This window comes from Rhodoferax sp. AJA081-3 (genome assembly GCF_017798165.1).
Classification (GTDB): domain Bacteria; phylum Pseudomonadota; class Gammaproteobacteria; order Burkholderiales; family Burkholderiaceae_C; genus Allorhodoferax.
In genome coordinates, this window is the sequence record NZ_CP059068.1 from 947674 (window position 1) to 970005 (window position 22332).

Sequence of the window (22332 nt, forward strand, 5' to 3'; positions counted from 1 at the left end):
TGGTCATGCCAGTGTAAAATTTGTACCGATACAGTACCTGTACAGTTGAGTAGAAACTTTATTCAACTGGCTAGGTATTAACACCAGTACGGATGCACCATGCCGATGACCGAACCCAGCGCTTCCCTCGCCACCACAACAACTTTGTCCGAACAAATCGTGCAGTGGGCCACCCACCGCATCCAGGAGCAGGTGTTCAGGCCTGGCATGCGCATGCCCTCGGTGCGGCAGCTGGCGGTGGACCGTGGGGTGTCCCGCTTTACTGTGGTCGAGGCTTACGACCGGCTGGTCGCCCGTGGTTATTTGCAGGCCCGCCAGGGCTCGGGCTTTTTTGTGCGCGAGCGTGCCAACAAGCCATTGCGCCGCGCCAAGCCGGCCGCTCTGCCCGCACGCCCCATCGACATGGGCTGGCTGGTGCGCAATATGCAAAGTGGCATTGCCGCCGATATGTCGCCCGGCTTTGGGTATTTGCCACCCGAGCTGTGTGGTGGCGAGCTGATGCGCGCTGGCCTGCGCTCGGTGTCCACCACGGCCGGGCTGCAGCTCTCCCACACCGCACTGGCGCACGGCTACACGCCCCTGCGGGAGCAGCTCAGCCGCAAGCTCGAAGAGATGGAGATTGCCAGCACACCGGCGCAGATCCTCACCACCTCGGGCTCTACCCAGGCCATTGACCTGGTGGTGCGGCATTTTTTGCAGGCGGGTGACACGGTGATCGTGGGCGACCCGGCCTGGTCGGCCCAACTGGCATCACTAACCATGGTGGGTGTCAACGTGGTGGGCATGCCCTACACCGCGGCGGGGCCCGATGTCAAAGCCCTGGCCGAACTGGCCGCCACCCACAAACCCAAGATGCTGCTGGTCAACACGCCGCTGCACAACCCCACCGGCACGCTGCTGACGGTGGCAGCGGCCTACCAGATACTGCGCATTGCCGAGGCCCACGACATGGTGGTGGTGGAAGACGATATTTATGCCGATTTTCTGCCCAGCGGCGTGCAATACGCGCGGCTGGCCAGCCTGGACCAGCTCAAACGGGTGGTCTATGTGGGCAGTTTTTCCAAAACCCTGGTGCCCGGCATACGGGTGGGTTACCTGGCAGGCAGTGCGGATCTGGTCGAATCGCTGGCCGGGCTCAAGCTGCTGACCTCGTTTGCCACCCCCGAGATCAATGAACGCATCGTCTACCAAACGTTGACGCAGGGCAGCTACCGCAAACACTGCCAGCGCATGCACGGTGCGCTGGACGCCCTGCGCGAGCCGGCGTTCAAGCGGTGTGAAGCCATGGGTTTGAAGGCGTTTTGTCGGCCGCTGGCGGGGTTCTTGGGCTGGTTCGATACGGGTGTGGACACGGCCAGCCTGGCAGCTATGGGACTGGAGGCCGGTTACCTGCTGGCGCCGGGCGCCATCTTTTCACCGCAACAAACCCCCAGCACCTGGATGCGCATCAACATTGCCACCAGCCAGAACCCGGCCATGCTGAAGTGGATGGCCAAGACACTGGAGCAGTTGCGCGGCGCATAGGCCCGGCAGGCCACAGGCCTGTCTACTCGGCGGTCTCCACCCGGTTGCGGCCTTTGGTTTTGGCGCGGTACATGGCTGCATCGGCACGGGCAATCAAGCTGTCCACCGTGTCATTGCCTTGGGAATTGGTGGCCACACCGATGCTGACCGTGCAACAGGGCTCCGTGTCGGCTGCGGCACAGGCACTGCGAATGCGCTCTGCCACACTCAGCGCTTCGGACAGCGATGTCTCGGGCAGCAGCACAACAAACTCTTCTCCCCCAAAACGGCCCAACTGGTCAGGTCGGCGCAGCAAGGTGTTGACCTTGCGCACAAAGTCCACCAGCACGCGGTCGCCGCGCTGGTGGCCATGTGTGTCGTTGACCTGCTTGAAATGGTCCAGATCCATGATGAGCAGCGCCATGTTGTGGCCGTTGCGCTGGCTGCGCTCCAGCTCCATGGCGCACACTTCATTCATGTGACGGCGCGTGAGCGCATTGGTCAACGAATCATGGCTGGCCAGGTAGGCCATTTCAGTGTGCATGCGTTCAGCCGCCAGCAGCACAATGCTGACCGACAACAGCAAAATGAAGACCGACAGCGCGCTCAAATAGACCATATGCAGGGGCGAGCTGTCGTAGATATTCACCCCTACAGGCCAGATCAATGCCGTCAGCAGGCGCATGCCCACAATGGCACACATGCTCAGCAGCACGCCCATGGTCAGAATCTTGGCAAACGAATTCAGACCCTGCTTGCGCAACAGGTTGACAAAGGCCACAAACAGGCAAACGGACAATGCGCCCGACACCCGCAGGCGCGCAGCAAAATTGGGCTCCCCAAACGTGAACCACATGTGCACCGCGACAGTGATGGCAATCAAGGTCAACCAGGGCCAGTAGCGTGGCGTCTCGCCAAAGAAGCGCTGGGCCCCGACATAGCCCAGAAACAACCCAGCCGGAAAAAGAATGCGCGGCAGCGTGATGGAAAAAAAGTTGGGAAATGTGCCCAGGCCAAACGCCAAGGTGCTGCCCACCGTCACCAGCAATAGCGCTACACCCCATTCGCCCAAGCCCTTGATGCTGGACGGGTAGCTGCGCTGCAGGAAAAACATGATCAGCGCCATGAAGCTGCTCATGACACCCGCCAACAAAACCACCGTTCGGGGATCTATTTGCGGCATGGGCGGGTGTGAATTCCTGTCATGGGGCAATTATTGCTGCTATTGGTTAACGTTGTGCACGCCAGCGTCGCAAGTGTTCCTCGATTGCGGGTGTTGTGGCAATTTGCGGTTCGGAATGCTGGTTCTCTTCCGTCTTGCTGACCTGTTTGAAGTCGTCGTCCTCCCATTTCTGGACCAGCGTCTTGGCATGCTGGAACGCCTCGGTAAAGGACTTGCTGGTGGGCAGTGACTCTTTGAAGAAGGCACGGCCGAAATAGGTGAAGTCATTCTCGTCGGCGCAGCCAAACGAGCGCCGGTCTGCGCGCGAGGCCGTGATCACCAGGGTGTGTGCATCCTGCAACGGTTCTATGAAACCACCCGAGTAACAGGCCGATACCACCACCACCTTCCAGCGGATGCCGGATTCTTTTAACAGGGTGCCCAGCTCCTTGGCGCCCAGGTTGCGCAGATCCATGCCGTTCTGGTCCAGCGTCAACTGGTGGTCCGCAGACCCATGGCTGCTCAGGTACAGGAACAGTATGTCGTTCTCTTTGTCCATGCGGCTGGCGATGCCCTGGATGCCTTCCCGTACGCTGGTCAGTGTGGCCATGGGCAGTTGTGACACGGTGGTACGGCTGTTGACCAGCACCAGGGAGCGGCCCTGGGTGCGGAAGTCGCGGTCAAACTGCTGCTGCACAAAATCCACCTCGCGGCGAAACACCTCCTGCGATCCATCTCCCCCCACCGCCATCACATACAGGTTGATGTCCTGTTTGGGATCGCGCGGTGCCAGCGCTGCCAAGGCACTATCCAGCAGCGTGCGCTGGTTGTACAGGGCGGCCTCCACATTGGCGGCAGTTTTTTGTGCGGCCTCCTTGTTGGGCAGAGTTCCGTAGCGCCAAACACCGGTCTTGTGGGTGGTGCCGTCCTTCTGGGGCTTGGCAAAGGTCAAGGTGCCCTCACCCTCGAACAGACCGTCTGCAAACGCACCCTTGTATTCATCACCGTTGGCATGGCGAAACACGCCCTGGCCGTCGTATATCCAGTTCTTGAATTCCCCCTCGTAGCGCGAGCCGTCTTTGCCCAGCATACGGCCCGGCCCGTTCAGCGCGCCCTCGGTAAACGTGCCTTCGTACACATTGCCCTTGGCATCGGTATAGGTGCCAACCCCATGCGGCCGCCACTTGGCGAACTGGCCCCGGTGTTCTATGCCGTCGGGGCGTTTGTAGGTACCGGCCCCGGAAAAGATGTTTTTCTCAAAACTACCCTCGTACACCTGGCCGTCGGGCGTGCTGTAGACACCGCTGCCGTGGAACTGGCCCTGCGCAAAATCACCCTTGTACCTGCGTCCGTCCTGGTACTTGAGCTCCCCCTGCCCCGCGTAACGCCCAGCCTTGAAGTCACCGGTGTATTCCTCCGTGGGGCCGGTCAGCTTGCCCTTGCCGTCAAACACACCGTTGGCAAAACTGCCTTCGTAACGCACGCCGCTGTCCCATTCCACGCGGCCCTGGCCTTGGCGCAGGCCGTCGACCAACGCACCGTAGTAACGGCCGCCATCAGGGGTCACCGCGTCGGGCCGAGGGGTGCTTTGGGCATGGGCTACCAGGGGCATGCTGGTGGACAGGCACAGTGCAGCCACCAGCATGGCGCTGCACAGGGGCGAGCGATAAAAAGCTTTATGGGTGGACAAGGTGGTCGTGTGTTTCTGCATGTGCCCGATCCTATCGTGTCGGATTTATTCAAGACCGGTCCAGAGGCCTGTTTTACAGTCGCGCCCTGTTGACACCCTTCGAAACCAGAACCCATCCACCACCATGATCCCTCAGCTACTTTCCACTTCGATCACCACCACCAAAATGGATGAAACCCGAGACTTCTATGTGCGGCATTTCGCGGCCCGCATTGCGTTTGACTCCGGCTGGTACCTGCATCTGGAATTCGGCAGCAAATGGGCGTCGCTGCAGTTCATGGCGCCCCAGCCCGGCATGCCGCTGTGCAACCCGGCCGGCTTGAGCTTCAACTTCTGTGTGGCCGATGTGGACGCGGAGTATGCAAAGCTGACCGCTGCAGGCCTGGCCACCACCATGCCGCTGGAGGACCACGCCTGGGGAGACCGGGCCTTTGCGGCGGAAGACCCCAATGGCGTCACGCTCTACATTTATTCCGAGCGCGAGCCCAGCGCCGAATTCAAAGTCTTCTACAAAACCTAGGCGTAACCCGAAGCCACCACAACCGCAAGCACATCGGCCGAAGCCAGCAAGGCACTGGGTGTGCGCCCCAACCAACGCTGGAACTCCCGCGTCATGTGCGCCTGGTCGGCAAAACCGTGGTCGGCCGCGCAGGCCGCCAGGGAGGGTGTGTGTGCCAGGCTGGCCGCCGCACGCCGAATACGGGCCAGGCATTTCCAATACGCAGGCTGGCGGCCGGTGGCGCCCAGTACCAGCCGCTGCAGGGTGCGCTCGGCCACGCCCAACTGCCGAGCCGCTGCCGCCACGCTGGTGCTGACCGACAGACTGTGCAGGGCCTGGTCTACACGGGCGTCTACGCGCACACAGGCATCGAGCCACGGCAACGCGTCATGCGCGTCCCGCAGCGGGCGGGCCTGCAAGGCGGCCAACAGCGTGGCCTCGTCAATGCAGGCGCCAGGCTGAAGACGAAAACCCCAGAACTGCTCCCCCACGGTGCCCGGCACGTCGTATGCTGCATCGGCCAACGGTGTCACAAACCAGTAAGGGCGTTGGCCTGGCGGGGCACGCAGGATCAGATCACAGCAGCCGTCCGGCAACACAACCGTACGCGCTGTACTGGTGGATGTGTGCTGCCATGCATGCAGAACTGGTGCGGGTAGAGACATGGTGGGCAAGTATCGCAGCTGCCACACCAAGAATAAGTACTACTGAATTTATAGCACTACCGGCATATTAGTCGGGGGCTAGAGCACGATTTGACCACTAAGTCTTTTGCAAACGCAGCACCCCATCGTTCAGCCAGGCCTGCAACCAGCCGCCCAGACGCTGGGGGTCGGGCAACACGGCGGTACCGGCCAGCGCCGTGGCGGCTTGGTCCACCGATTGACCGGCCTGCAGGCAGCGCAGGAAGGCAGCCTCGTCGGCATCCATAGACTGGAAATGCGGCTGCAAGCCCTTGCGCCACACGGCCAGAAAGCGCTCTTCGGCCCACTGCTGCGCCGGGGGCACATCGGTATCGGCGTCCATGGCGCGCCAGAGTTGTGCGACGTTGGTTCGGATGCTGCGCAGCACCAGACTGGGGTGCAGTGGTGTAGGCCAGCCCAGCCAGGCAGGTGCTTGGCCATCTGCTGCGGCCTGCGCCGTGTCGGGGTCCAGCGCTGGCACATCGGCGCCATCAAAACGGGTGCGCAGGTCCCAGTCCAACTGGGCCAGTTCGTGTAGCTCGGGGTTGTCCGGGTACAGGCCGGCCAGGAAGGCAGGCAGGTCGGCCCCATAACGGCTCAGGCTGCGTGCCATTGGCGGATGGGCCACGGCAAAGGCAGTTGCGTGTTCGGCAAAGGTGTCGGAGCCCATGTACAGGCAGGTCTTGGCAAAACTGTCGGCCAGCACATCGGCCAGGCGCACACGGTAGGCGTTGTGGTAGATGCCCAGGCGCTGTGCGCTGTCCACACCCTGCCGCTCGCGCACCAGGCTGGCCACACCAGTGCTGGCTGCTTCCTCGTCGGTGCTGGGCCTGTCCAGGATGTAATCGGCCAGGCGCCTTTGCACCTGCGGCAATGCGGGCGCGTGCGGCGCGGTGTGGGTCCATGCCGTCCCGCGGCTGGTGTCATGCGCATAGGCTGCGGGCGGCGCTGCATTGGCAGCGGCGCGCTCGGTCCATATCGGCTCTGCAATGCTGCGGGCTACCTGCAGTTCGGTTATCAGGGTTTGCAGCGGCGGAATGTTGTCATCCCGTTCGATCATGGTGGCCACGGGGCCAAAGCGCTTGCAGGCCTCGGCATACAGGTCCCACACGGGCTGCACTACCGGGTGGTCGTGGGTGTCAACGATGTAGCTGCCGCAATCGGAGTGGCCGGCCAGGTGCATCTGCTGCACACGCTGCGCTGGCAAGGCGTTTAAATAGTCCAGCGGGTCAAAGCCGTGGTTGACGCTGCTGACATAAATATTGTTCACATCCACCAAGAGCAGACAGTCGGCCTGCTGCGCAATGTGGGCCAGAAACTGCCATTCGCTGGCGGCGTTGTGCTGGAAGTCTATGTAGCTGGATACGTTTTCCAGCACCAGCTGGCGTTGCAGCACGTCTTGTGCACGCTGTATCTGCTCCACCACGTGGCGTGCCGCCGCGTCGGTGTAGGGCATGGGGTACAGGTCGTGTAATTGTTCGGGGCCGGGGCCGGTCCAGCACAGGTGGTCGGACACCCACAGCGGTTCGATACGGTCTGCCAGCGCCTTGACCTTGCGCAGGTAGTCCAGGTCCACACCACCCGCCGCACCAATGGACATGGCCACGCCGTGCATGGCCATGGGGTAATCACGGCGAATGGTGTCCAGCATCACCAGTGGCTTGCCACCGTCGACCAAAAAGTTATCGGTGATGATCTCCAGCCAGTCCAAGGGCTGCTTGGCGGCCAGAAAATCTGCGTAATGCTGGGTGCGAAGCCCCAGGCCAAAGCCGGGGCTGGGTTGGCGCATCACGCGTTGATGTCGCCAATCACGCCGTTGCCCTTGAGGCATTCAGCGGCGGTCTTGGCCTTGAAGCCGTGGCCCTTGCAGGCGTTTTGGCCTTTGCACGCATGTTCTGCGGTCTTGCAATCGCTGTTGCCCTTGCAATCGTGCACGTTGTAGCAATGCACCTTGTCATTGGCGGCAATGGCTTTTCCGCTGGAACCCTTGGGCGCGTCGGCAGCAAATGCGGTGGCGGACAGGGCCAACAAAGCGGCGGTCAGAGCAAAGGAGGTGGTGTGTGTAGAAGCCATGGTGAAAAATCTCCGAAATAAGTAGTAAACAAAGAGTGAACCCGGCCAGGCTGTGGGGCCTGGAAACCGCTTCAATGTGTTGCGGTCTGCTCTTTAATTCGCCGGGTCGGGCCGTTTGGTTACAGCCGCTGCAAAATTTCTTTCAAACTTATTTCACCGAGCCCCATCGGCGCACGAGCCAGTGGTCCACGGAAAATCGGCCAGGCCCATAAATGGCGATGCCCGCCAGCAAGGCACCCCAGAACACATGCTGCTGCAGGGCAGCTGGCGCAATTTCGGCCAGTGACAGCACCGCCACCACATTCACCACGGACAGGCCCAGCGCCGCAAAACGACCACCCAGGCCCAGCACCAACAGCACCGGCAGCACCAGTTCACCCGCTGTGCCCATCACCGCGGCCAACGCGGGTGGCAGCAATGGCACCTTGTATTCATCCATGAACAGGGCCAACGTGATGTCCCAGTCGCGGATCTTGGTCAGCCCGGACAGGAAAAAGACCTGGGCTACGTACAGCCGGGCCAGCAGCGCCGCCACGGGTTGTAAGGAATTGAGCGCTTGCGCGACAGACAGGGCAAGCCTGGCGAGGGTTTGGATCAGGGTAGTGGGTTTCATGGACCTCTATTCGTACAACTCGGCGTTTTGGTTACACCCGGGGCACCGTCCCCATAAAAAATATTTGCTGCACGCTGTAACCAGATCGCTACTGTGAACGAATACACCTTGGAACGCAATCAGACCCAGAGGGACGGAGTGCACCGCATGCAAGCAGAGGAAGACCGGCTGCGCACGCTTCTGTTGCTGGGTTTGACGGGAGATGCAAAGGCCTACCAGGCATGCCTGCAGGGCATGGGCGCCCATTTGCGGGCATTTTTTAAACGCCGTCTGGCGTCTTTACCCAGTGAAGTAGAGGATCTTGTGCAAGAAACACTGTTGGCGCTGCACAACCAGCGCCATACCTACCACAGCGACCAGCCCCTGACGGCCTGGGTGCATGCCATTGCACGCTACAAACTGGTAGACCTGTTCCGCGCACGGGGCCGGCGTGACGCACTGAACGACCCGCTGGACGATGAGTTGCAGGTTTTTGCCAGCAGCGATACCGACGCATGTGATGCACGCCGTGACCTGGGCCGCCTGCTGGAGCAACTGCCCGACCACCAGCGCCTGCCCATCGTGCACATGAAACTCGAAGGCCTCTCCGTCATCGAGACCGCCCAAGCCACCGGCATGTCCGAATCCGCCGTGAAGGTGGGCGTGCACCGCGGCCTGAAGGCATTGGCTGCCATGATTGGAATGAAAACACCATGAAAACCGACGACCTGATTGCTGTATTGGCCCGGGGTGTAACCCCCGTGGATACCGATGCCACGCGCAAACGTTTCCAGACCGCCCTGGTGTGGGGTGTGCTGGGCGCCCTGGCGGTGATGTTGTCTGGCTACGGCATACGGCATGACCTGGCGCAGGCGGCAGCCTTGCCCATGTTCTGGGTCAAACTCGCCTTCCCCTTGGCCATTGCCATCCCCGCCGTGTTGCTCACCCTGCGCCTGTCCCGCCCCGGCATGCCGCTGGGCAAGACCTGGATGGCACTGCCCCTGCCGTGGCTGGTTGTTGCGCTTATGGCCATTGCCACCCTAGCCCATGCCAGCCCCGATGAACGCCTGCCGCTGGTGATGGGCAAGTCCTGGCTGTCCTGCGCCTTCAATATCGCCTGGGTGTCCGCACCGGTTCTGGTGGGCATGTTGTGGGCCGTCAAAGGCATGGCCCCCACACGCCCTGCCCTGGCTGGTGCCTGCGCGGGCCTGGCTTCGGCAGCCGCAGGTGCAGTGGTCTATGCCTTGCACTGCCCGGAAATGCAGGCGCCTTTTTTGGCGGTCTGGTACATGTTGGGGATGTTGATACCGACGGCGGTTGGGGCGGTGGTGGGGGCTAAGTTGCTGCGCTGGTGAATATGTTATCCGCGCCATTCCGTTTCGAGCAGTTTGACCGACACACTATTTGAGGCCAGACGCGCAGAAAAAGAACTCACGTGTTCTGTACCGCAAACAAAAAGTATGGGCCAAACGTTCAGGACATCTATGCGCTGCAGCCATATGGTCTCCCGACGGCGAAACTCTTCATCTAGCGCAGCCTGCACTTCAACTTCAGATTGGTCATTCATCTCTGCTGAAGCCAAGATCCAGTTTTTTCCATGTACCCCCATAGTGGCTCTTTCCGCCTTGTCTGCCTCGCAAAATTGGTGGGGTAGACCGAGGTCTTCGGCGAGGCTCTGGAGCACTGAGACGCGCTTACCAGCATCAAGCACGCTCTCTTCGTTTAACTCCTCAGCAACTGCGTTTACTTAGCACTTGAAGACACTGGAACGAATGAACATTCGGAATGCTCTTTCTTGTGCTTCTGTACATGCATGTTTGATCCCCCGCTTCGCACCCACGCCATACTGGTAAAGGTGGTGTGTACCAATCAAATAGAGGACGCGTTCAGTCATGATGAGTACTTTAATGTCAAGAGAGATAGATGCTGGACTTTGCTGGAAAAGTTGAACATCGAATCCCTCTGAATGTGGATTGCAGTCTAGGATGCGCGGTTTCTTCTCGGAAAGCCGCAATCCCAGCCGCAGAGTTTGGGGCATTGGTCCCTGCCGATTTCTGGGCCATTGACAGTATGAGGCGGGGGCCAATGCTCCAAACTCTGCTGCCACCAATACCAAGCGCAGCGTTCAAGCCGGACTGGACACACTCCACTCTTTCACCCGCTCCCCAGCCCCATTGACGCTCTCCAGCGTCACACCAAAGCCCCATAGCCGGGCCGTGTGTTTCATGACCTCCAGCGTGCTTTCACCCAGGGGCCGGTCCTGGTACTGGGTGTGGCGCAGGGTCAGCGTGCGGTCACCGCGCAGGTCTACATCCCAGACCTGGATATTGGGCTCACGTGTGCCCAAATCGTATTGGGATGACAAGGCCTGGCGGATGCGCTGGTAACCAGCATCGTCGTGGATGGCGGCTACCTCCAGGTCGTTGATTTTTTCGTCGTCGTGGATGGCGAACAGGTGCATGTCGCGTATCAGCTTGGGCGACAGGTACTGGCCGATAAAACTCTCGTCCTTGAAATTGCGCATGGCGTGGTGCAGCGTGGGCAACCAGGGTGTGCCGGCAATGTCTGGGAACCAGGCGCGGTCTTCATCGGTGGGTGCCTCACAAATGCGTTTGATGTCGGTGTACATCGCAAAACCCAGGGCATAGGGGTTGATGCCGCTGTAGCCGCGGTGGTCCACCGGCGGCTGGAAGATGACGTTGGTGTGCGAGGTGAGCCACTCCAGCATCACACCATCGCTCAGGTGGCCATCGTCGTATAGCGTGTTGAGCAGCTTGTGGTGCCAGAAGGTGGCCCAGCCTTCGTTCATGACCTGGGTCTGGCGCTGCGGGTAAAAGTATTGGGATATCTTGCGCACAATACGCACGATCTCGCGCTGCCAAGGCTTGAGCAACGGTGCGTTCTTCTCGATAAAGTACAGCAGGTTTTCCTGTGGCTCAACCGGAAAGCGGTCTACCTGCTGTGATTGGTCACCTGTGCCCTCTTTCACCGGCACGGTGCGCCACAAGGCATTGATCTGCTGCTGGGCATGGGCCTCGCGCTCCTTGCGCTCTTGCACCTCCTGTGCCAGCGTGCGTTTGCTGGGGCGGCGGTAGCGGTCCACACCAAAACTGGCCAGTGCGTGGCAGGAGTCCAGCAGGTCTTCCATCTCCTGCTGGCCGTAACGCTCTTCACATTCGGCCACATAACTTCTGGCATAGACCAGGTAGTCAATGATGCTGGACGCATCGGTCCACATGCGGAACAGGTAGTTGCCCTTGAAGAAACTGTTGTGGCCATAGGCCGCATGGGCAATCACCAGGGCTTGCATGGCCGTGGTGTTTTCTTCCATCAGGTAACTGATGCACGGGTTGGAGTTGATGACGATTTCGTAGGCCAGGCCCATGTGGCCGCGGCGGTATTTTTTCTCGGTGGCGATGAATTCCTTACCGTAACTCCAGTGCCGGTAGTTGATAGGCATGCCGACCGAGGCATAGGCGTCCATCATCTGCTCAGCGGTGATGATCTCCAACTGGTTGGGGTAAGTGTCCAGCCCGAAACGTTCTGCAGTCTGGCGGATGGTGTCGTGGTAACGCTCGATCAGATCAAACGTCCAATCACTAGGGTCTGGCAGAGGGACCGCAGCCCGCGGTGGCGCAGGCAATGGCGCTTGCAAGGGCGTATGGGGACGGCGGTCCCCGGTGGGTGGCACACGCGCCAGGTGCTCCATATGGCGCCGCTCCAAAACGGGTTGGTGTTCGGCCGTCATGTGTTCGCCCCTTCCTTCTTGAACAGATCGCGGAACACGGGGTAAATCTGTGATGCCTCGGTGACCTTGCGCATGGCGAAGTTGCTGTGCTGGGCCTGCAAGCCCACATACTCGCGCCACAGGTTTTGTTCTTCATCCGCCACCTGCACATAGGCAAAGTAGCGGCACAGGGGCAGAAGTTTGTCGGTCAGCAGCTCGGTGCAGCGTTCGCTATCGTCCGAAAAGTTGTCGCCATCACTGGCCTGGGCGCCATAAATGTTCCAGTCGCCATGGGGATAACGCGCAGCAATGATCTGGTGCATCAGCACCAGCGCACTGCTGACCACGGTGCCACCGCTTTCGGTGGCGTGGAAGAAGGTGTCTTCATCCACCTCTTGCGCCTGGGTGTGGTGGCGAATAAAAACGATGTCGATCTTGTCGTAGTGCCGGGTCAAGAACAGATACAGCAGCGTGAAGAAACGTTTGGACAAGTCCTTGCGCTCCTGGTCCATGGAGCCCGACACGTCCATCAGGCAAAACATCACGGCCTTGCTGGTGGGCACCGGCACCTTCACGCGGTTGCGAAAGCACAGGTCTATGGGGTCCAAAAATGGAATGTTCTTCAGCCGCCGCCGCAGTTCCAAAATGTCGCGCTCCAGCGCCAGGATTTCGCTCTCGCGCCCTGCGGGGAATCGCTTGAACTCCGCCAGCAGTGCTTCTTTTTCATGCAGCTCGCGCCGAGCGGAAGTGCCCAATGCAATGCGGCGGCCCAAGGCACCGCGCATGGAGCGCACGATGTGCAGGTTGTTGGGTGTACCGTCGTGTGAATAACCGGCGCGGTGGCTTTTCCATTCGGGGCTGTCGCCAATTTGCGTGCGCAGCAGGTGCGGCAAGGCCAAGTCTTCAAAGAAGATCTGCATGAACTCTTCTTTGCTCAGCGTGAAGGTAAAGTCATCTTCTCCCTCGCCCGAGTCACTGGCCTGGCCACCCCGCCCGCCGCCACCGCCCTTGGGCCGGGCAATACGGTCGCCACGCACATAGTCCTTGTTGCCGGGGTGTACGGTGTCGCGTATGCCGCCCTGGCCGTGGTGAAAAACCGGCTCGCTGATGTCTTTGCGCGGAATGGTGATGTCTTCGGCCTGCTCCATGTCGCGTATGCCCCGGCCAGACACAGCACGCCGCACCGCGTCGCCAATCTGCTCCTTGTAGCGGCGCAGAAAACGTTCGCGGTTGCCTATGGACTTGTTTTTGCCCGAGAGGCGGCGGTCAATGATCTGAAGGGGCATTGCGGGCCTCCGTCATTAGTGCCAACTCTTTTACGAACTCTTTCGAACGCGCAGGTACCACTCGCACAACAATCGCACCTGCTTGGCCGTGTAGCCCTTGGCCACCATGCGGGTCACAAAGTCTTCGTGTTTCTTGGCCTCGTCCACACTGGCCTTGGCGTTGAAGCTGATGACCGGCAACAACTCTTCGGTGTTGGAGAACATTTTTTTCTCGATAACCAGGCGCAGCTTTTCGTAGCTCGTCCAACTGGGGTTCTTGCCCTGGTTGTTGGCACGGGCCCGCAGCACAAAGTTGACGATCTCGTTGCGGAAGTCTTTGGGGTTGGCAATGCCGGCGGGCTTTTCGATCTTCTCCAGCTCGGCATTCAGCGCCGAGCGGTCGAAGGACTCACCCGTATCGGTATCGCGGTACTCGTTGTCCTGAATCCAGTAGTCGGCATAGGTAACGTAACGATCAAAGATGTTTTGACCGTATTCGCTGTAGCTCTCCAGATAGGCAGTCTGTATCTCTTTGCCGATGAATTCGGCATAACGTGGCGCCAGGTACTCCTTGATGAAGCCGGTGTATTTGGCCTCCAGCTCGGCGGGGAACTGTTCACGCTCGATCTGCTGTTCCAGCACATACATCAGATGCACCGGGTTGGCCGCCACTTCGGAGCTGTCAAAGTTGAAAACCTTGGACAAGATCTTGAACGCAAAACGGGTAGATACGCCGTTCATGCCCTCGTCCACACCGGCGTAGTCGCGGTACTCCTGGTAACTCTTGGCGCGCGGGTCGGTGTCTTTCAGGCTCTCGCCATCGTAGACCTGCATCTTGCTGTAGAGGCTGGAATTCTCGGGCTCCTTGAGCCGCGTAAGTATCGAGAACTGCGCCATCATCTTGAAGGTGCCGGGCGCACACTTGGCATCACCCAAAGACGAATCCCGCACCAGCTTTTCGTAGATGCGGACTTCTTCACGCACGCTCAGGCAATACGGCACCTTGACGATGTAGATGCGGTCCAGGAAGGCTTCGTTGTTTTTGTTGTTACGAAATGTCTTCCACTCGCTCTCGTTGCTGTGTGCCAACACAATGCCATCAAATGGAATGGCGCCAAAACCTTCGGTGCCTTTGAAGTTGCCTTCTTGTGTAGCAGTCAACAAGGGGTGCAGCACCTTGATGGGTGCCTTGAACATTTCCACAAACTCCAGCATGCCCTGGTTGGCCAGGCACAGGCCGCCGGAGTAGCTGTAGGCATCGGGGTCATCCTGCGCATAACTCTCCAGCTTGCGGATATCGACCTTGCCGACCAGGGAGCTGATGTCCTGGTTGTTTTCATCACCGGGCTCGGTTTTGGCCAGGCCGATTTGTTTGAGTATGCTGGGATACCGTTTGACGACCTTGAACTGGCGGATGTCTCCACCAAACTCATCGAGGCGCTTGACGGCCCAGGGCGACAGAATGCGCTGCAGGTAGCGGCGCGGAATGCCAAAGTTCTCTTGCAGGATGGGCCCATCTTCTATGGGGTCAAACAGGGCCAAAGGTGTCTCGTTGACCGGTGAACCTTTGATGGCATAAAACGGCACCTGCTGCATCAGGAACTTGAGGCGCTCGGCGATGGAGCTTTTGCCGCCACCTACTGGCCCTAGCAAATACAGAATTTGTTTGCGCTCTTCCAAGCCCTGCGCGGCGTGGCGGAAGTAACTCACCACCTGCTCGATGGCGTCTTCCATGCCGTAGAACTCGGCAAAGGCCGGGTAACGTTTGATGGTCTTGTTGGCGAACAGGCGGGACAGGCGGGGGTCATTGCGCGTGTCCACCAGCTCGGGTTCACCAATGGCGGTGAGCATGCGCTCGGATGCCGTGGCATAGGCCAGCGGGTTGCGTTTGCACTCCGCCAAGTAGTCGTCAATGGAAAGTTCTTCTTCGCGGCTACGCGCATACCGTGCGACGAAGTTGCCAATTGCATCCATAGAGCCTCCTGTTTCAACAAGGTGCCACCAGCAACAACTGGCAGCGCCTACAACCTTAGGTACAGACAACAAGCGATAAGTTCATTTGAGCACTTACGCGCCTAAATTACCACAACATTAAGGGGATAAATATGGTCTTTACCCCGCAATGCAACAACCACCCACACTCAACGCGCGATGTGGTGCATGTGGCTACTGTAGGTTGAATTGCAAGGCCGCGCTGGCATGGCGCGAAGCCCGCTTGTGTTAGCAGTGGCATGGCGCCGCTGCTAACCACCCGTGCGGGTGACCGTTAGAACAGGTTGAGGTACTGCTGCAGGCTGGCGTGTTGTGCACCGCGGTAACGCGCACAGATGCGCACCGACTCCAAAGACTGCGACAGGGTTTGGCTCAGGCCGGTATAGGTCTTGGTCAGCGGCGTAAAGAAGGCATCCACCCGATCTGCCTCTTTGACACTGCAGGCCCCATCAAACAGATTCGGGAAACGTGTGACCGCTTCCTTGGGCAGTTTGGCAGCGAGCGCATCGAAGTGCTGGGTCACAAAGTCGAACATGCCTTCGCGCAGTGCTTCGGTGCCGCCGCGCACGCGGGCGGCGGCCATCAGCTCGCGGATGTCGTGCTGGGGTGACAGCCACAGGTCGCGCGCCGCCTGTGCCAGCGCGGGTGCGCGGAAGCTGGCCAGGGCGGCGTAAATGTCGGCCCGTTCGCGGCGGTCGGGGTTGCCCACCGACGCGGCAGTTAACGCATCAAAATAGGCACGGTCGCCGTGGTAAGCCGCCGCGCGCAAGACCAGCGCGCGGTTGGCTGCGGGCAGACTCTTTTTGTCCTTGAGCCATTGCTGTGCCAGACTGGTGGCCTGTGCCGTCAAGACACTGTCGGCACTGAGGGCGATGTAGCGCGGGAGCCAGGTAGCCCGCATGGAGCGGTCGTCCGCACTGTCCTGCGCCTGGTCCAGCAAGCCCAACTGACGGGCCTTGGCACCGAATGCGGATTGCCACACCCGTGCATAGGCCTCGCGCTGCTGGGGCTCCAGCAGCACTTCCACGTTGCTGATCACCTTCAACGCGGACTCGGCAACGTCATGCTCAGCGTGGCCAACAAATCGGCTTGCAATAGCCAGTGACTCGGCGACCGTCAGGTCGCCCGACTCCACCATCGCCTTGACATCGTTCAGGTTGGCCATCAGCTCGGCCTCGGTCAGGTCGGCCTTGGCCATCAGTTCGGCCATCTTCCCGGGGCTATAGACCGCGCGGTAATAGCCGGAGCCCTGGGCGTTGGCCTGCACCCAGGCGGGGCAGGTCTTGTCGGGCAGTGGCAGTTGGCCCTGTCGGTCCTTGAGCAGCATCTGGGCCGTGCCAGACGGTGTGCGCACGGTAACGGGAACCCACCACAACGAAGCTTTGGGTGCACGCACACCTGCGGGCAAGAAGCGTGATTGGGTCAGCTCCAGTCGGGGTTGGCCATCACACTTCAGCTCCACCGCCACACGGGGAATGCCGGGCTGGTGGGTAAAGGTCTTGAAGGCGGCGGCCAGCGTCTTGTCGCCCTGGGCCAGTGCCGCCACAAAGTCTTCGCCTGTGGCATTGCCCCAGGCGTGTTTGGCCATGTAGCGGCGCACACCGGCCTGGAAGCGCTCTTCGCCCAACCAGGTTTCAAACATGGCCAGTGTGGCTTGGCCTTTGCCGTACACAATGGCCGAGACCTGGCCGCCCAGTGGGTCGCCCTGCGAAAAAGTCTTGCTGACCGGTTGGTAGATTTGAGAGGTTGACAACAAGCGGTCGGTCTGCATGGCCCAGGCCCGCGCAGATTGTGTGGCGTTGTCGCCGTGTAATTCGGGGCCCATTTGGATGGCGATTTTTTCTGCCATCCAGGAGGCAAAGGATTCGTTGAGCCACAGGTCATCCCACCAGGCCATGGTGACCAGGTTGCCAAACCACATGTGGGCCAGTTCGTGCGCCTGGATCTCGACGAAGGTGCGCTTGAAGTCCACCGTTTCCTCACCCGGTTTGGACAGGCTGTACAGCGAGACAAAAGTAACCAGGCCGGGGTGCTCCATGGCACTGAAGCCCATCGCCAGCGGCAACACCAGGGTGTCGAGCTTCTCGTACGGGTAGGGCATGCCGAAGTAGGCTTCCAGCTTGGCCAGGATGGCAGGGGTCACGCTGGCCGCGAAGCTGGCATCCTGTGCGCGACCGCGCGGTGTGATGAAACGCACCGGTGTATTGCCGGCCATGCCGCCGTCCAGAATGTCAAAGGGTCCAACACCAAACGCCAGCAGGTAGCTGGGCAGCGCTTTGGTGGTCTGGAAATCGACCCGTTTCTGGCCACCTGCCAACGCCACCTCGCGCACCACGGGTGTATTGGCCACGGCTGTCATGGCCTGGGGAACGGTCAGCGACAGGGTCCATGGCACTTTCCAGCCCGGCTCGTCAAAGGACGGAAACGCCTGGCGGGCGCTGATGGATTCAAACTGGGTAAAGGCATACCAGTCGCCGCCCTCTTGCTGGCGAAACAGGCCCTGGCTGTCCTTTTCTTCGATACGGCCCGTAAACACCATGCGCAGTTGGCCCTTGCCTGTGGGAAAGGTCTGCGCGAAGGTTAGGTCCAACACATCGGAGGTGCGCTGTTTGGCACGGGCGGTGTAGGTTTTGCCGGCCATGGTCAACACCGCGGATTGCAGCGTGATGTCCACCGCGTGCAAACGTATCAGCTGAGCGGGCTTGGTGATGTCTACCGCAATGTTCACTTCACCGCTGTGGGTGGTTTGGTTGGGGTCTACCGTCAGGGCAAGCTGGTAGGCCGTGGGGGTGATGGTTTTGGGCAAGCGCAGCGGAATCTCCTGCGGCGCCGCCCAACTGGTCAGCGTGTGCGCTGCCAGCAGTACAAATCCAAACAACAACTTCATTCGCGTGTCTCCATTCTTGAAACCCGGATAGGGTTTGCAAATGCTATGAATACGATAGCAATACAGTGATTAATCACGGGGGTTTGTGGCCATTTTTACTTAAACGATTTGGCTGGAACAGCGCTGAAATCCCCACCCAGGGGCATGGTGGTGCCCCGGTAAGCCCGCTCAGGCAAAGCCGAAGCGGTCTATTGCATAGGGTTTCAGGTCGATGGGACTGGTGTTGGTCTGCATCAGCTCCGCCATTACAGCGGCGGTCACGCCGGCCAACGTCAGCCCCAGGTGCTGGTGGCCAAAGGCGAAGAATACATGCTTGTGGCGGGGTGCCGCGCCCAAGACCGGTAAATGGTCGGGCAAAGAGGGCCTGAAACCCATCCAGGTGCGCATGTCGGCCGTGTCTATGCCGGGCAGCAGCGCCTGCAACTGGCGCTTGAGCAACTGAAAGCGGCGGGGGTCCGGTGCCAGCTTCAAGCCGCCAAACTCCACGGTGCCGGTCATGCGCAGGCCCATGGACATGGAGGTCATGATGACCTTGCGCTCGGTGGACGCTACGGGTCGCTGCAAGCCAGGAATCTGGGTGGCGAAGCGTTCTGCTCCGTGTCCCCCGCCCACTGCGTGGGCTCCTCCTTTACCTGCGCAGAACGCTTCGCCACCCAGACTCCTGGCGGGGCTGGCGTGCGGCGCGGTTGGCAGGCCGCCGACACTGATGTGGTAACCCCGTTCGGTGTCCAGTGGCACTCGGTAGCCCAGGCTGGCCGCCAGGGGTTTGGACCATGCGCCTGCGCACACCAAAACTTGCGCACTGTGCAGTTGGCGGCCGTCTTCCAGTACAACGGTTGCCTCGTCCGGGATGTCGGCATTTATGCGCACCGCCCTGCCCTGACGCACCTGGCCACCACTGCGCACCAGGGCGTCGCGCAAGCCCTGGCATACGGCCCAGGGATCGTCCACATGGGCACTGCCCAGGTATTGCACGGCGCCCTGCACGTCGGTGTTGAGCGTGGGCACCTGGGCGCGCACGCCCTCGGCCGACAGCTGCGCCGATTCCACGCCATAGGCCATCAGCCGGTTGGCCTGGGCCTGCGCGGCCTGACCACCGGCCGCGGTTTCAAAGACTTCCAGATGGCCATTGCGGTGCAACAAATGGCCAATACCCGCATCCGCCAACAGATCGGTCATGTCCGCCAGCGCACTGTGCTGCAAGGCTACCAGCGCGGCCACGCCACGCACGTGGGCGTGCTCCCGCGCAGCCCATGCAAAACGGGCCAACCAGGGTAGTAACGGTAACAGGTAGCCCGCCCGCACACGCAACGGGCTCTCGGCGTCCAGCAGGTAACGCCAGCTTTGGCGCAAGACCTCTTTGCTGGCCAGCGGGAACAGTTGCTCAGTGGCGATATGGCCGGCGTTGCCGTAACTGGCCGCTGTCTCTGGCCCGTCCGCGTTCACCAGCAGCACCGCGCGCCCGGCCTGCGCCAGGCGAAAGGCGCAGGCCGCACCGATGACACCGCCACCGATGACGATGACCTCAGCATCCCGTGTGGGTAAGGAGGCGCGTGAAGCTACTTGCACCATGCGAACGTCAGACTGCTGGCAACTGGGGCTTGGTGACCAAGGCCTGCTTGATGACGGCATTGGCCTGGGCCAACTCTTCGCCTTCCAGCACCAGACGCGGTGCCCGCACGGCCTGGCTGCCCATTTCCACATGGGACTGCACCAGTTTGATCAGTTGCACAAACTTCGGGACAACGTCCATGCGCAGCAGTGGCAGGAACCAGTGGTACAGCGGCTCGGCCTCGGCATAACGTCCGGCGCGCGCCAGTTTGAACAGCGCGATGGACTCCTTGGGGAAGGCATTGACCAGGCCGGCCACCCAGCCGGTCGCACCGGCGGCAATGCCTTCCACAATCAAATCATCCACGCCGACCAGAATCTGCAGCCGTGTACCCAGCGCAGACTTGATGGCCGCAATGCGGCGCACATCGGCGCTGGACTCCTTGACCGCCTCCAAGTTGGAGTGGGCGGCGGCCAGCTCTTGCATCTGCGTGGCCGAGAAATCGGTGCGGTAGGCAATCGGGTTGTTGTACAACATGCACGGCAAGGGCGTGGCGGCAATCACGGTGCTGACGTGGGCCTTCATCTCACGCCAGTCAGTGGAGTACACATAGGGTGGCAGCACCATCAGGCCGCTGCATTTCTCTTCCGCCGCCATCTGCGCAAAACGCACCGCGTCTGCGGTGGCCAGGGCCGCCACACCCGGCACCACGGCACCACGCCCGGCAACGGCCTTGACCACGGTGCGCAATACGGCTCGTTTCTCGTCAAAGCTCAACGTGGCGGTTTCACCCAGCGAACCCAAAGGGACTATGCCCGTGCTGCCGGCCTGCATCATCAGGTCCACATGGTGGGCCAGGAAGGTGTGGTCTACCTCGCCATTGGGCAAAAAGGGGGTGGTGATAGCGGGTAAAACGCCTTGCCAGAATGTGTTCATGGTGTGTCTCCTATGGGTTGTTGTTTAAAAACTTATTGCAGTGCTGCGGTCTATTCCAGACCCCAGCAGAAGGGGTCGCGCCGGTCCAGCAGCTGCGTGGTTTCGGCCACCACGTGGGCCTGGCCGCGGATGCTGGGTAGCAATTGGTCACCCACCAGCCGGTAGCGGCCTTCAAAGACGCTGCCCACCACACTCTCCTGCAGCCAGCGTTCGCCCTCAGCCAGCTTGCCGTCCGCCGCCAGGCAGGCCAGCTTGGCGCTGGTGCCGGTGCCGCAGGGTGAACGGTCATAGGCGCCGCCGGGGCACAACACGAAGTTACGGCCGCTATTGCCGTGGGTCTGGGCGGGGCCCATCAGTTCAATGTGGTCAATCTCGGCGCCGCCGCTGCCGGTGATGTGGTGCTTGCGCAATGCGCGGCGGATGGCAACAGAAAAGGCGGTTAGGTCTTGCACCCCCGCCAGGTTCAGAGGCAATGCACCCGCGTCGGTCAAAAAGAACCAGTTACCGCCCCAGGCCACGTCGCCCACCACCTGGCCATAACCCGCCACGTCCAGCACCACGCCGGCCAGGTGCCTGTGGGCGGGCACGTTGTCCACCTCCACCCAGCCTTTGCCATGCAAATGGGCCTGCACGGTGCCCACCGGCGTGTCGATGGCATAACTGCCTGGCGTGATACGGCCCATATGCTGCAACGTGGCCAGCAGGCCAATCGTGCCGTGCCCACACATGCCCAGGTAACCCACGTTGTTGAAGAAGATGACCGAGGCCAGCGAGCCGGTGTTCACTGGGGGCAGCAGCAACGCGCCCACCACCACGTCGTTGCCCCGTGGCTCACACACGGCGGCCTTGCGGTATTGGTCGTGCTCCGTGCGCAACCGCTCCACTGCCGCGGGCAAGGGCAAACCCGCCAGATCGGGAAAGCCGGACACCACCACCCGGGTGGGTTCGCCGCCGGTGTGGGAATCGATACAAATGATTTTTTCCATGCCCGAATTTTGGCGAGCGGCGAGGTTGCGGTCTAGATCAAAGTCCGGCACCGGAATGCAGAATTCGGCACAATGCGGCATGGACATGCTCACCGCCCACCACGCCCTGTTTGACCGCCTGCCCGACGCGGTGTATTTCAGCAAAGACACTGAGGGCCGCTACACCCACGCCAACCAAACCTTGTTACAGCGACTGGGCTTGCCAGACTTAAAAGCGCTCAAAGGCAAGACCGCGGCCGACGTGTTTCCGGCACAGCTGGGAGAGCACTACTGGCAGCAGGATTTGCAAGTCATCCGCAGTGGCGCCAGCATGGTGGACGTACTGGAGCGGCATTTGTTTCCCAACGGTGAATCTGGCTGGTGCCTGTCGGTCAAACACCCCATACGGGAGGATGGCAAGGTGCGTGGCATTGTGGGTATCTCACGTGACCTCAAGGGCCCTTCCACGCAGAACCCGGTCTACCAGCGCCTGGCCAGCAGCCTGGCCTGGGCGCGCCAGCACTGCACCGACCCCATCAGCGTGGCGGATTGGGCACAACACGCCAAGCTGTCGGTGGCACAACTGGAGCGCCACGTGTTGGCCCTGCTGCAGCTCACACCCAGTCGATGGCTGTTGTCCTTGCGCCTGGAGTTTGCGCTGGGCCAACTGGCTACAGACCACTCGGTGGCGCAGATAGGCCTGGACAGCGGCTTTACTGACCACAGCGCGTTCTCCCGCGCCTTCAGGCGGCATGTGGGCATCTCACCCAGTGACTACCGCCTGCTCAAGCCGGGTGGTGGTTGAA

At 60.8% G+C, this 22332-nt stretch carries 19 protein-coding genes; 5 read left to right on the top strand and 14 right to left on the bottom strand.

Going from position 1 to position 22332, the window contains the following annotated elements:
* The first annotated feature begins 99 nt into the window (after positions 1–99).
* On the top strand, positions 100–1524 hold the full coding sequence (locus tag HZ993_RS04430; RefSeq protein ID WP_209396061.1) for a PLP-dependent aminotransferase family protein: 1425 nt from the start codon (positions 100–102) through the stop codon (positions 1522–1524).
* 22 nt (positions 1525–1546) lie between these two features.
* Here the strand turns inward: HZ993_RS04430 and HZ993_RS04435 are convergent, their stop codons facing one another.
* A complete protein-coding gene (locus HZ993_RS04435; protein WP_209396062.1) occupies positions 1547–2686 on the bottom strand; it encodes a GGDEF domain-containing protein in 1140 nt (379 codons plus the stop codon).
* A 46-nt stretch (positions 2687–2732) separates the two neighbouring features.
* Positions 2733–4376: a C13 family peptidase gene (locus HZ993_RS04440; protein WP_209396063.1), complete on the bottom strand. Its 1644-nt coding sequence runs from the start codon at positions 4374–4376 to the stop codon at positions 2733–2735.
* Positions 4377–4479: 103 nt separating this feature from the next.
* Here HZ993_RS04440 and HZ993_RS04445 point away from each other — a divergent pair, with 103 nt between their 5' ends.
* Positions 4480–4875: a VOC family protein gene (locus HZ993_RS04445; protein WP_209396064.1), complete on the top strand. Its 396-nt coding sequence runs from the start codon at positions 4480–4482 to the stop codon at positions 4873–4875.
* On the opposite strand, the gene HZ993_RS04450 is transcribed toward HZ993_RS04445, so the two are convergent.
* The 4 genes from HZ993_RS04450 to HZ993_RS04465 form a co-directional block, all read right to left on the bottom strand.
* Positions 4872–5519, bottom strand: coding sequence for a helix-turn-helix domain-containing protein (locus HZ993_RS04450; protein ID WP_209396065.1), 648 nt, complete (start codon positions 5517–5519; stop codon positions 4872–4874). The genes HZ993_RS04445 and HZ993_RS04450 overlap by 4 nt on opposite strands.
* Before the next feature lie 97 nt (positions 5520–5616).
* The gene (locus HZ993_RS24945; RefSeq protein ID WP_209396066.1) at positions 5617–7326 is read right to left on the bottom strand and encodes a DUF692 family multinuclear iron-containing protein; all 1710 of its coding nucleotides are present in this window, start codon (positions 7324–7326) and stop codon (positions 5617–5619) included.
* On the bottom strand, positions 7326–7610 hold the full coding sequence (locus HZ993_RS04460; protein WP_209396067.1) for a hypothetical protein: 285 nt from the start codon (positions 7608–7610) through the stop codon (positions 7326–7328). The genes HZ993_RS24945 and HZ993_RS04460 overlap by 1 nt, the downstream gene beginning before the upstream one ends.
* Positions 7611–7758: 148 nt before the next feature.
* A complete protein-coding gene (locus HZ993_RS04465) occupies positions 7759–8223 on the bottom strand; it encodes a DoxX family protein (protein ID WP_209396068.1) in 465 nt (154 codons plus the stop codon).
* Positions 8224–8331: 108 nt separating this feature from the next.
* Here HZ993_RS04465 and HZ993_RS04470 point away from each other — a divergent pair, with 108 nt between their 5' ends.
* Both HZ993_RS04470 and HZ993_RS04475 read left to right on the top strand, forming a co-directional pair.
* Positions 8332–8919, top strand: a complete 588-nt coding sequence (locus tag HZ993_RS04470; protein ID WP_256440967.1) for a sigma-70 family RNA polymerase sigma factor — start codon at positions 8332–8334, stop codon at positions 8917–8919.
* Positions 8916–9557 (top strand): DUF1109 domain-containing protein, encoded by a 642-nt coding sequence (locus HZ993_RS04475; RefSeq protein ID WP_209396070.1) that lies wholly within the window; start codon positions 8916–8918, stop codon positions 9555–9557. Before HZ993_RS04470 ends, HZ993_RS04475 begins: the two co-directional genes overlap by 4 nt.
* A 5-nt stretch (positions 9558–9562) precedes the next feature.
* On the opposite strand, the gene HZ993_RS04480 is transcribed toward HZ993_RS04475, so the two are convergent.
* The 8 genes from HZ993_RS04480 to HZ993_RS04515 all read right to left on the bottom strand — a co-directional run bounded on the left by HZ993_RS04480 (position 9563) and on the right by HZ993_RS04515 (position 21547).
* Positions 9563–9913 carry a hypothetical protein gene (locus tag HZ993_RS04480; protein WP_209396071.1) on the bottom strand — a complete coding sequence of 117 codons (351 nt, stop codon included), beginning with the start codon at positions 9911–9913 and terminating at the stop codon, positions 9563–9565.
* 414 nt (positions 9914–10327) lie between these two features.
* Positions 10328–11950 carry a SpoVR family protein gene (locus tag HZ993_RS04485; RefSeq protein WP_209396072.1) on the bottom strand — a complete coding sequence of 541 codons (1623 nt, stop codon included), beginning with the start codon at positions 11948–11950 and terminating at the stop codon, positions 10328–10330.
* Positions 11947–13215, bottom strand: a complete 1269-nt coding sequence (locus HZ993_RS04490; protein ID WP_209396073.1) for a YeaH/YhbH family protein — start codon at positions 13213–13215, stop codon at positions 11947–11949. Before HZ993_RS04490 ends, HZ993_RS04485 begins: the two co-directional genes overlap by 4 nt.
* A gap of 30 nt (positions 13216–13245) precedes the next feature.
* Positions 13246–15168, bottom strand: coding sequence for a PrkA family serine protein kinase (locus tag HZ993_RS04495; RefSeq protein WP_209396074.1), 1923 nt, complete (start codon positions 15166–15168; stop codon positions 13246–13248).
* 292 nt (positions 15169–15460) lie between these two features.
* Positions 15461–18073 carry a M1 family metallopeptidase gene (locus HZ993_RS04500; protein ID WP_209396075.1) on the bottom strand — a complete coding sequence of 871 codons (2613 nt, stop codon included), beginning with the start codon at positions 18071–18073 and terminating at the stop codon, positions 15461–15463.
* A 168-nt stretch (positions 18074–18241) separates the two neighbouring features.
* Positions 18242–19645, bottom strand: a complete 1404-nt coding sequence (locus HZ993_RS04505; RefSeq protein ID WP_209396076.1) for an FAD-binding oxidoreductase — start codon at positions 19643–19645, stop codon at positions 18242–18244.
* Positions 19646–19652: 7 nt separating this feature from the next.
* Entirely contained in the window at positions 19653–20561 is a 909-nt protein-coding gene (locus HZ993_RS04510) for a dihydrodipicolinate synthase family protein (protein ID WP_209396077.1), read from the bottom strand.
* 50 nt (positions 20562–20611) lie between these two features.
* Entirely contained in the window at positions 20612–21547 is a 936-nt protein-coding gene (locus HZ993_RS04515; protein WP_209398262.1) for a proline racemase family protein, read from the bottom strand.
* 79 nt (positions 21548–21626) lie between these two features.
* Here HZ993_RS04515 and HZ993_RS04520 point away from each other — a divergent pair, with 79 nt between their 5' ends.
* Positions 21627–22331 (top strand): helix-turn-helix domain-containing protein, encoded by a 705-nt coding sequence (locus HZ993_RS04520; protein ID WP_209396078.1) that lies wholly within the window; start codon positions 21627–21629, stop codon positions 22329–22331.
* The last annotated feature ends 1 nt before the right edge of the window (position 22332 follow it).

Excerpts from the sequence above, each read along its gene's own strand:
- HZ993_RS04445 (WP_209396064.1), top strand. The coding sequence starts at position 4,480 with ATGATCCCTCAGCTACTTTCCACTTCGATCACCACCACCAAAATGGAT.
- HZ993_RS04505 (WP_209396076.1), bottom strand. The coding sequence starts at position 19,645 with ATGGTGCAAGTAGCTTCACGCGCCTCCTTACCCACACGGGATGCTGAG.
- HZ993_RS04475 (WP_209396070.1), top strand. The coding sequence starts at position 8,916 with ATGAAAACCGACGACCTGATTGCTGTATTGGCCCGGGGTGTAACCCCC.
- HZ993_RS04520 (WP_209396078.1), top strand. The coding sequence starts at position 21,627 with ATGGACATGCTCACCGCCCACCACGCCCTGTTTGACCGCCTGCCCGAC.
- HZ993_RS04510 (WP_209396077.1), bottom strand. The coding sequence starts at position 20,561 with ATGAACACATTCTGGCAAGGCGTTTTACCCGCTATCACCACCCCCTTT.
- HZ993_RS04515 (WP_209398262.1), bottom strand. The coding sequence starts at position 21,547 with ATGGAAAAAATCATTTGTATCGATTCCCACACCGGCGGCGAACCCACC.
- HZ993_RS04450 (WP_209396065.1), bottom strand. The coding sequence starts at position 5,519 with ATGTCTCTACCCGCACCAGTTCTGCATGCATGGCAGCACACATCCACC.
- HZ993_RS04460 (WP_209396067.1), bottom strand. The coding sequence starts at position 7,610 with ATGGCTTCTACACACACCACCTCCTTTGCTCTGACCGCCGCTTTGTTG.
- HZ993_RS24945 (WP_209396066.1), bottom strand. The coding sequence starts at position 7,326 with ATGCGCCAACCCAGCCCCGGCTTTGGCCTGGGGCTTCGCACCCAGCAT.
- HZ993_RS04490 (WP_209396073.1), bottom strand. The coding sequence starts at position 13,215 with ATGCCCCTTCAGATCATTGACCGCCGCCTCTCGGGCAAAAACAAGTCC.
- HZ993_RS04440 (WP_209396063.1), bottom strand. The coding sequence starts at position 4,376 with ATGCAGAAACACACGACCACCTTGTCCACCCATAAAGCTTTTTATCGC.
- HZ993_RS04500 (WP_209396075.1), bottom strand. The coding sequence starts at position 18,073 with ATGAAGTTGTTGTTTGGATTTGTACTGCTGGCAGCGCACACGCTGACC.
- HZ993_RS04485 (WP_209396072.1), bottom strand. The coding sequence starts at position 11,950 with ATGACGGCCGAACACCAACCCGTTTTGGAGCGGCGCCATATGGAGCAC.
- HZ993_RS04435 (WP_209396062.1), bottom strand. The coding sequence starts at position 2,686 with ATGCCGCAAATAGATCCCCGAACGGTGGTTTTGTTGGCGGGTGTCATG.
- HZ993_RS04430 (WP_209396061.1), top strand. The coding sequence starts at position 100 with ATGCCGATGACCGAACCCAGCGCTTCCCTCGCCACCACAACAACTTTG.
- HZ993_RS04495 (WP_209396074.1), bottom strand. The coding sequence starts at position 15,168 with ATGGATGCAATTGGCAACTTCGTCGCACGGTATGCGCGTAGCCGCGAA.
- HZ993_RS04465 (WP_209396068.1), bottom strand. The coding sequence starts at position 8,223 with ATGAAACCCACTACCCTGATCCAAACCCTCGCCAGGCTTGCCCTGTCT.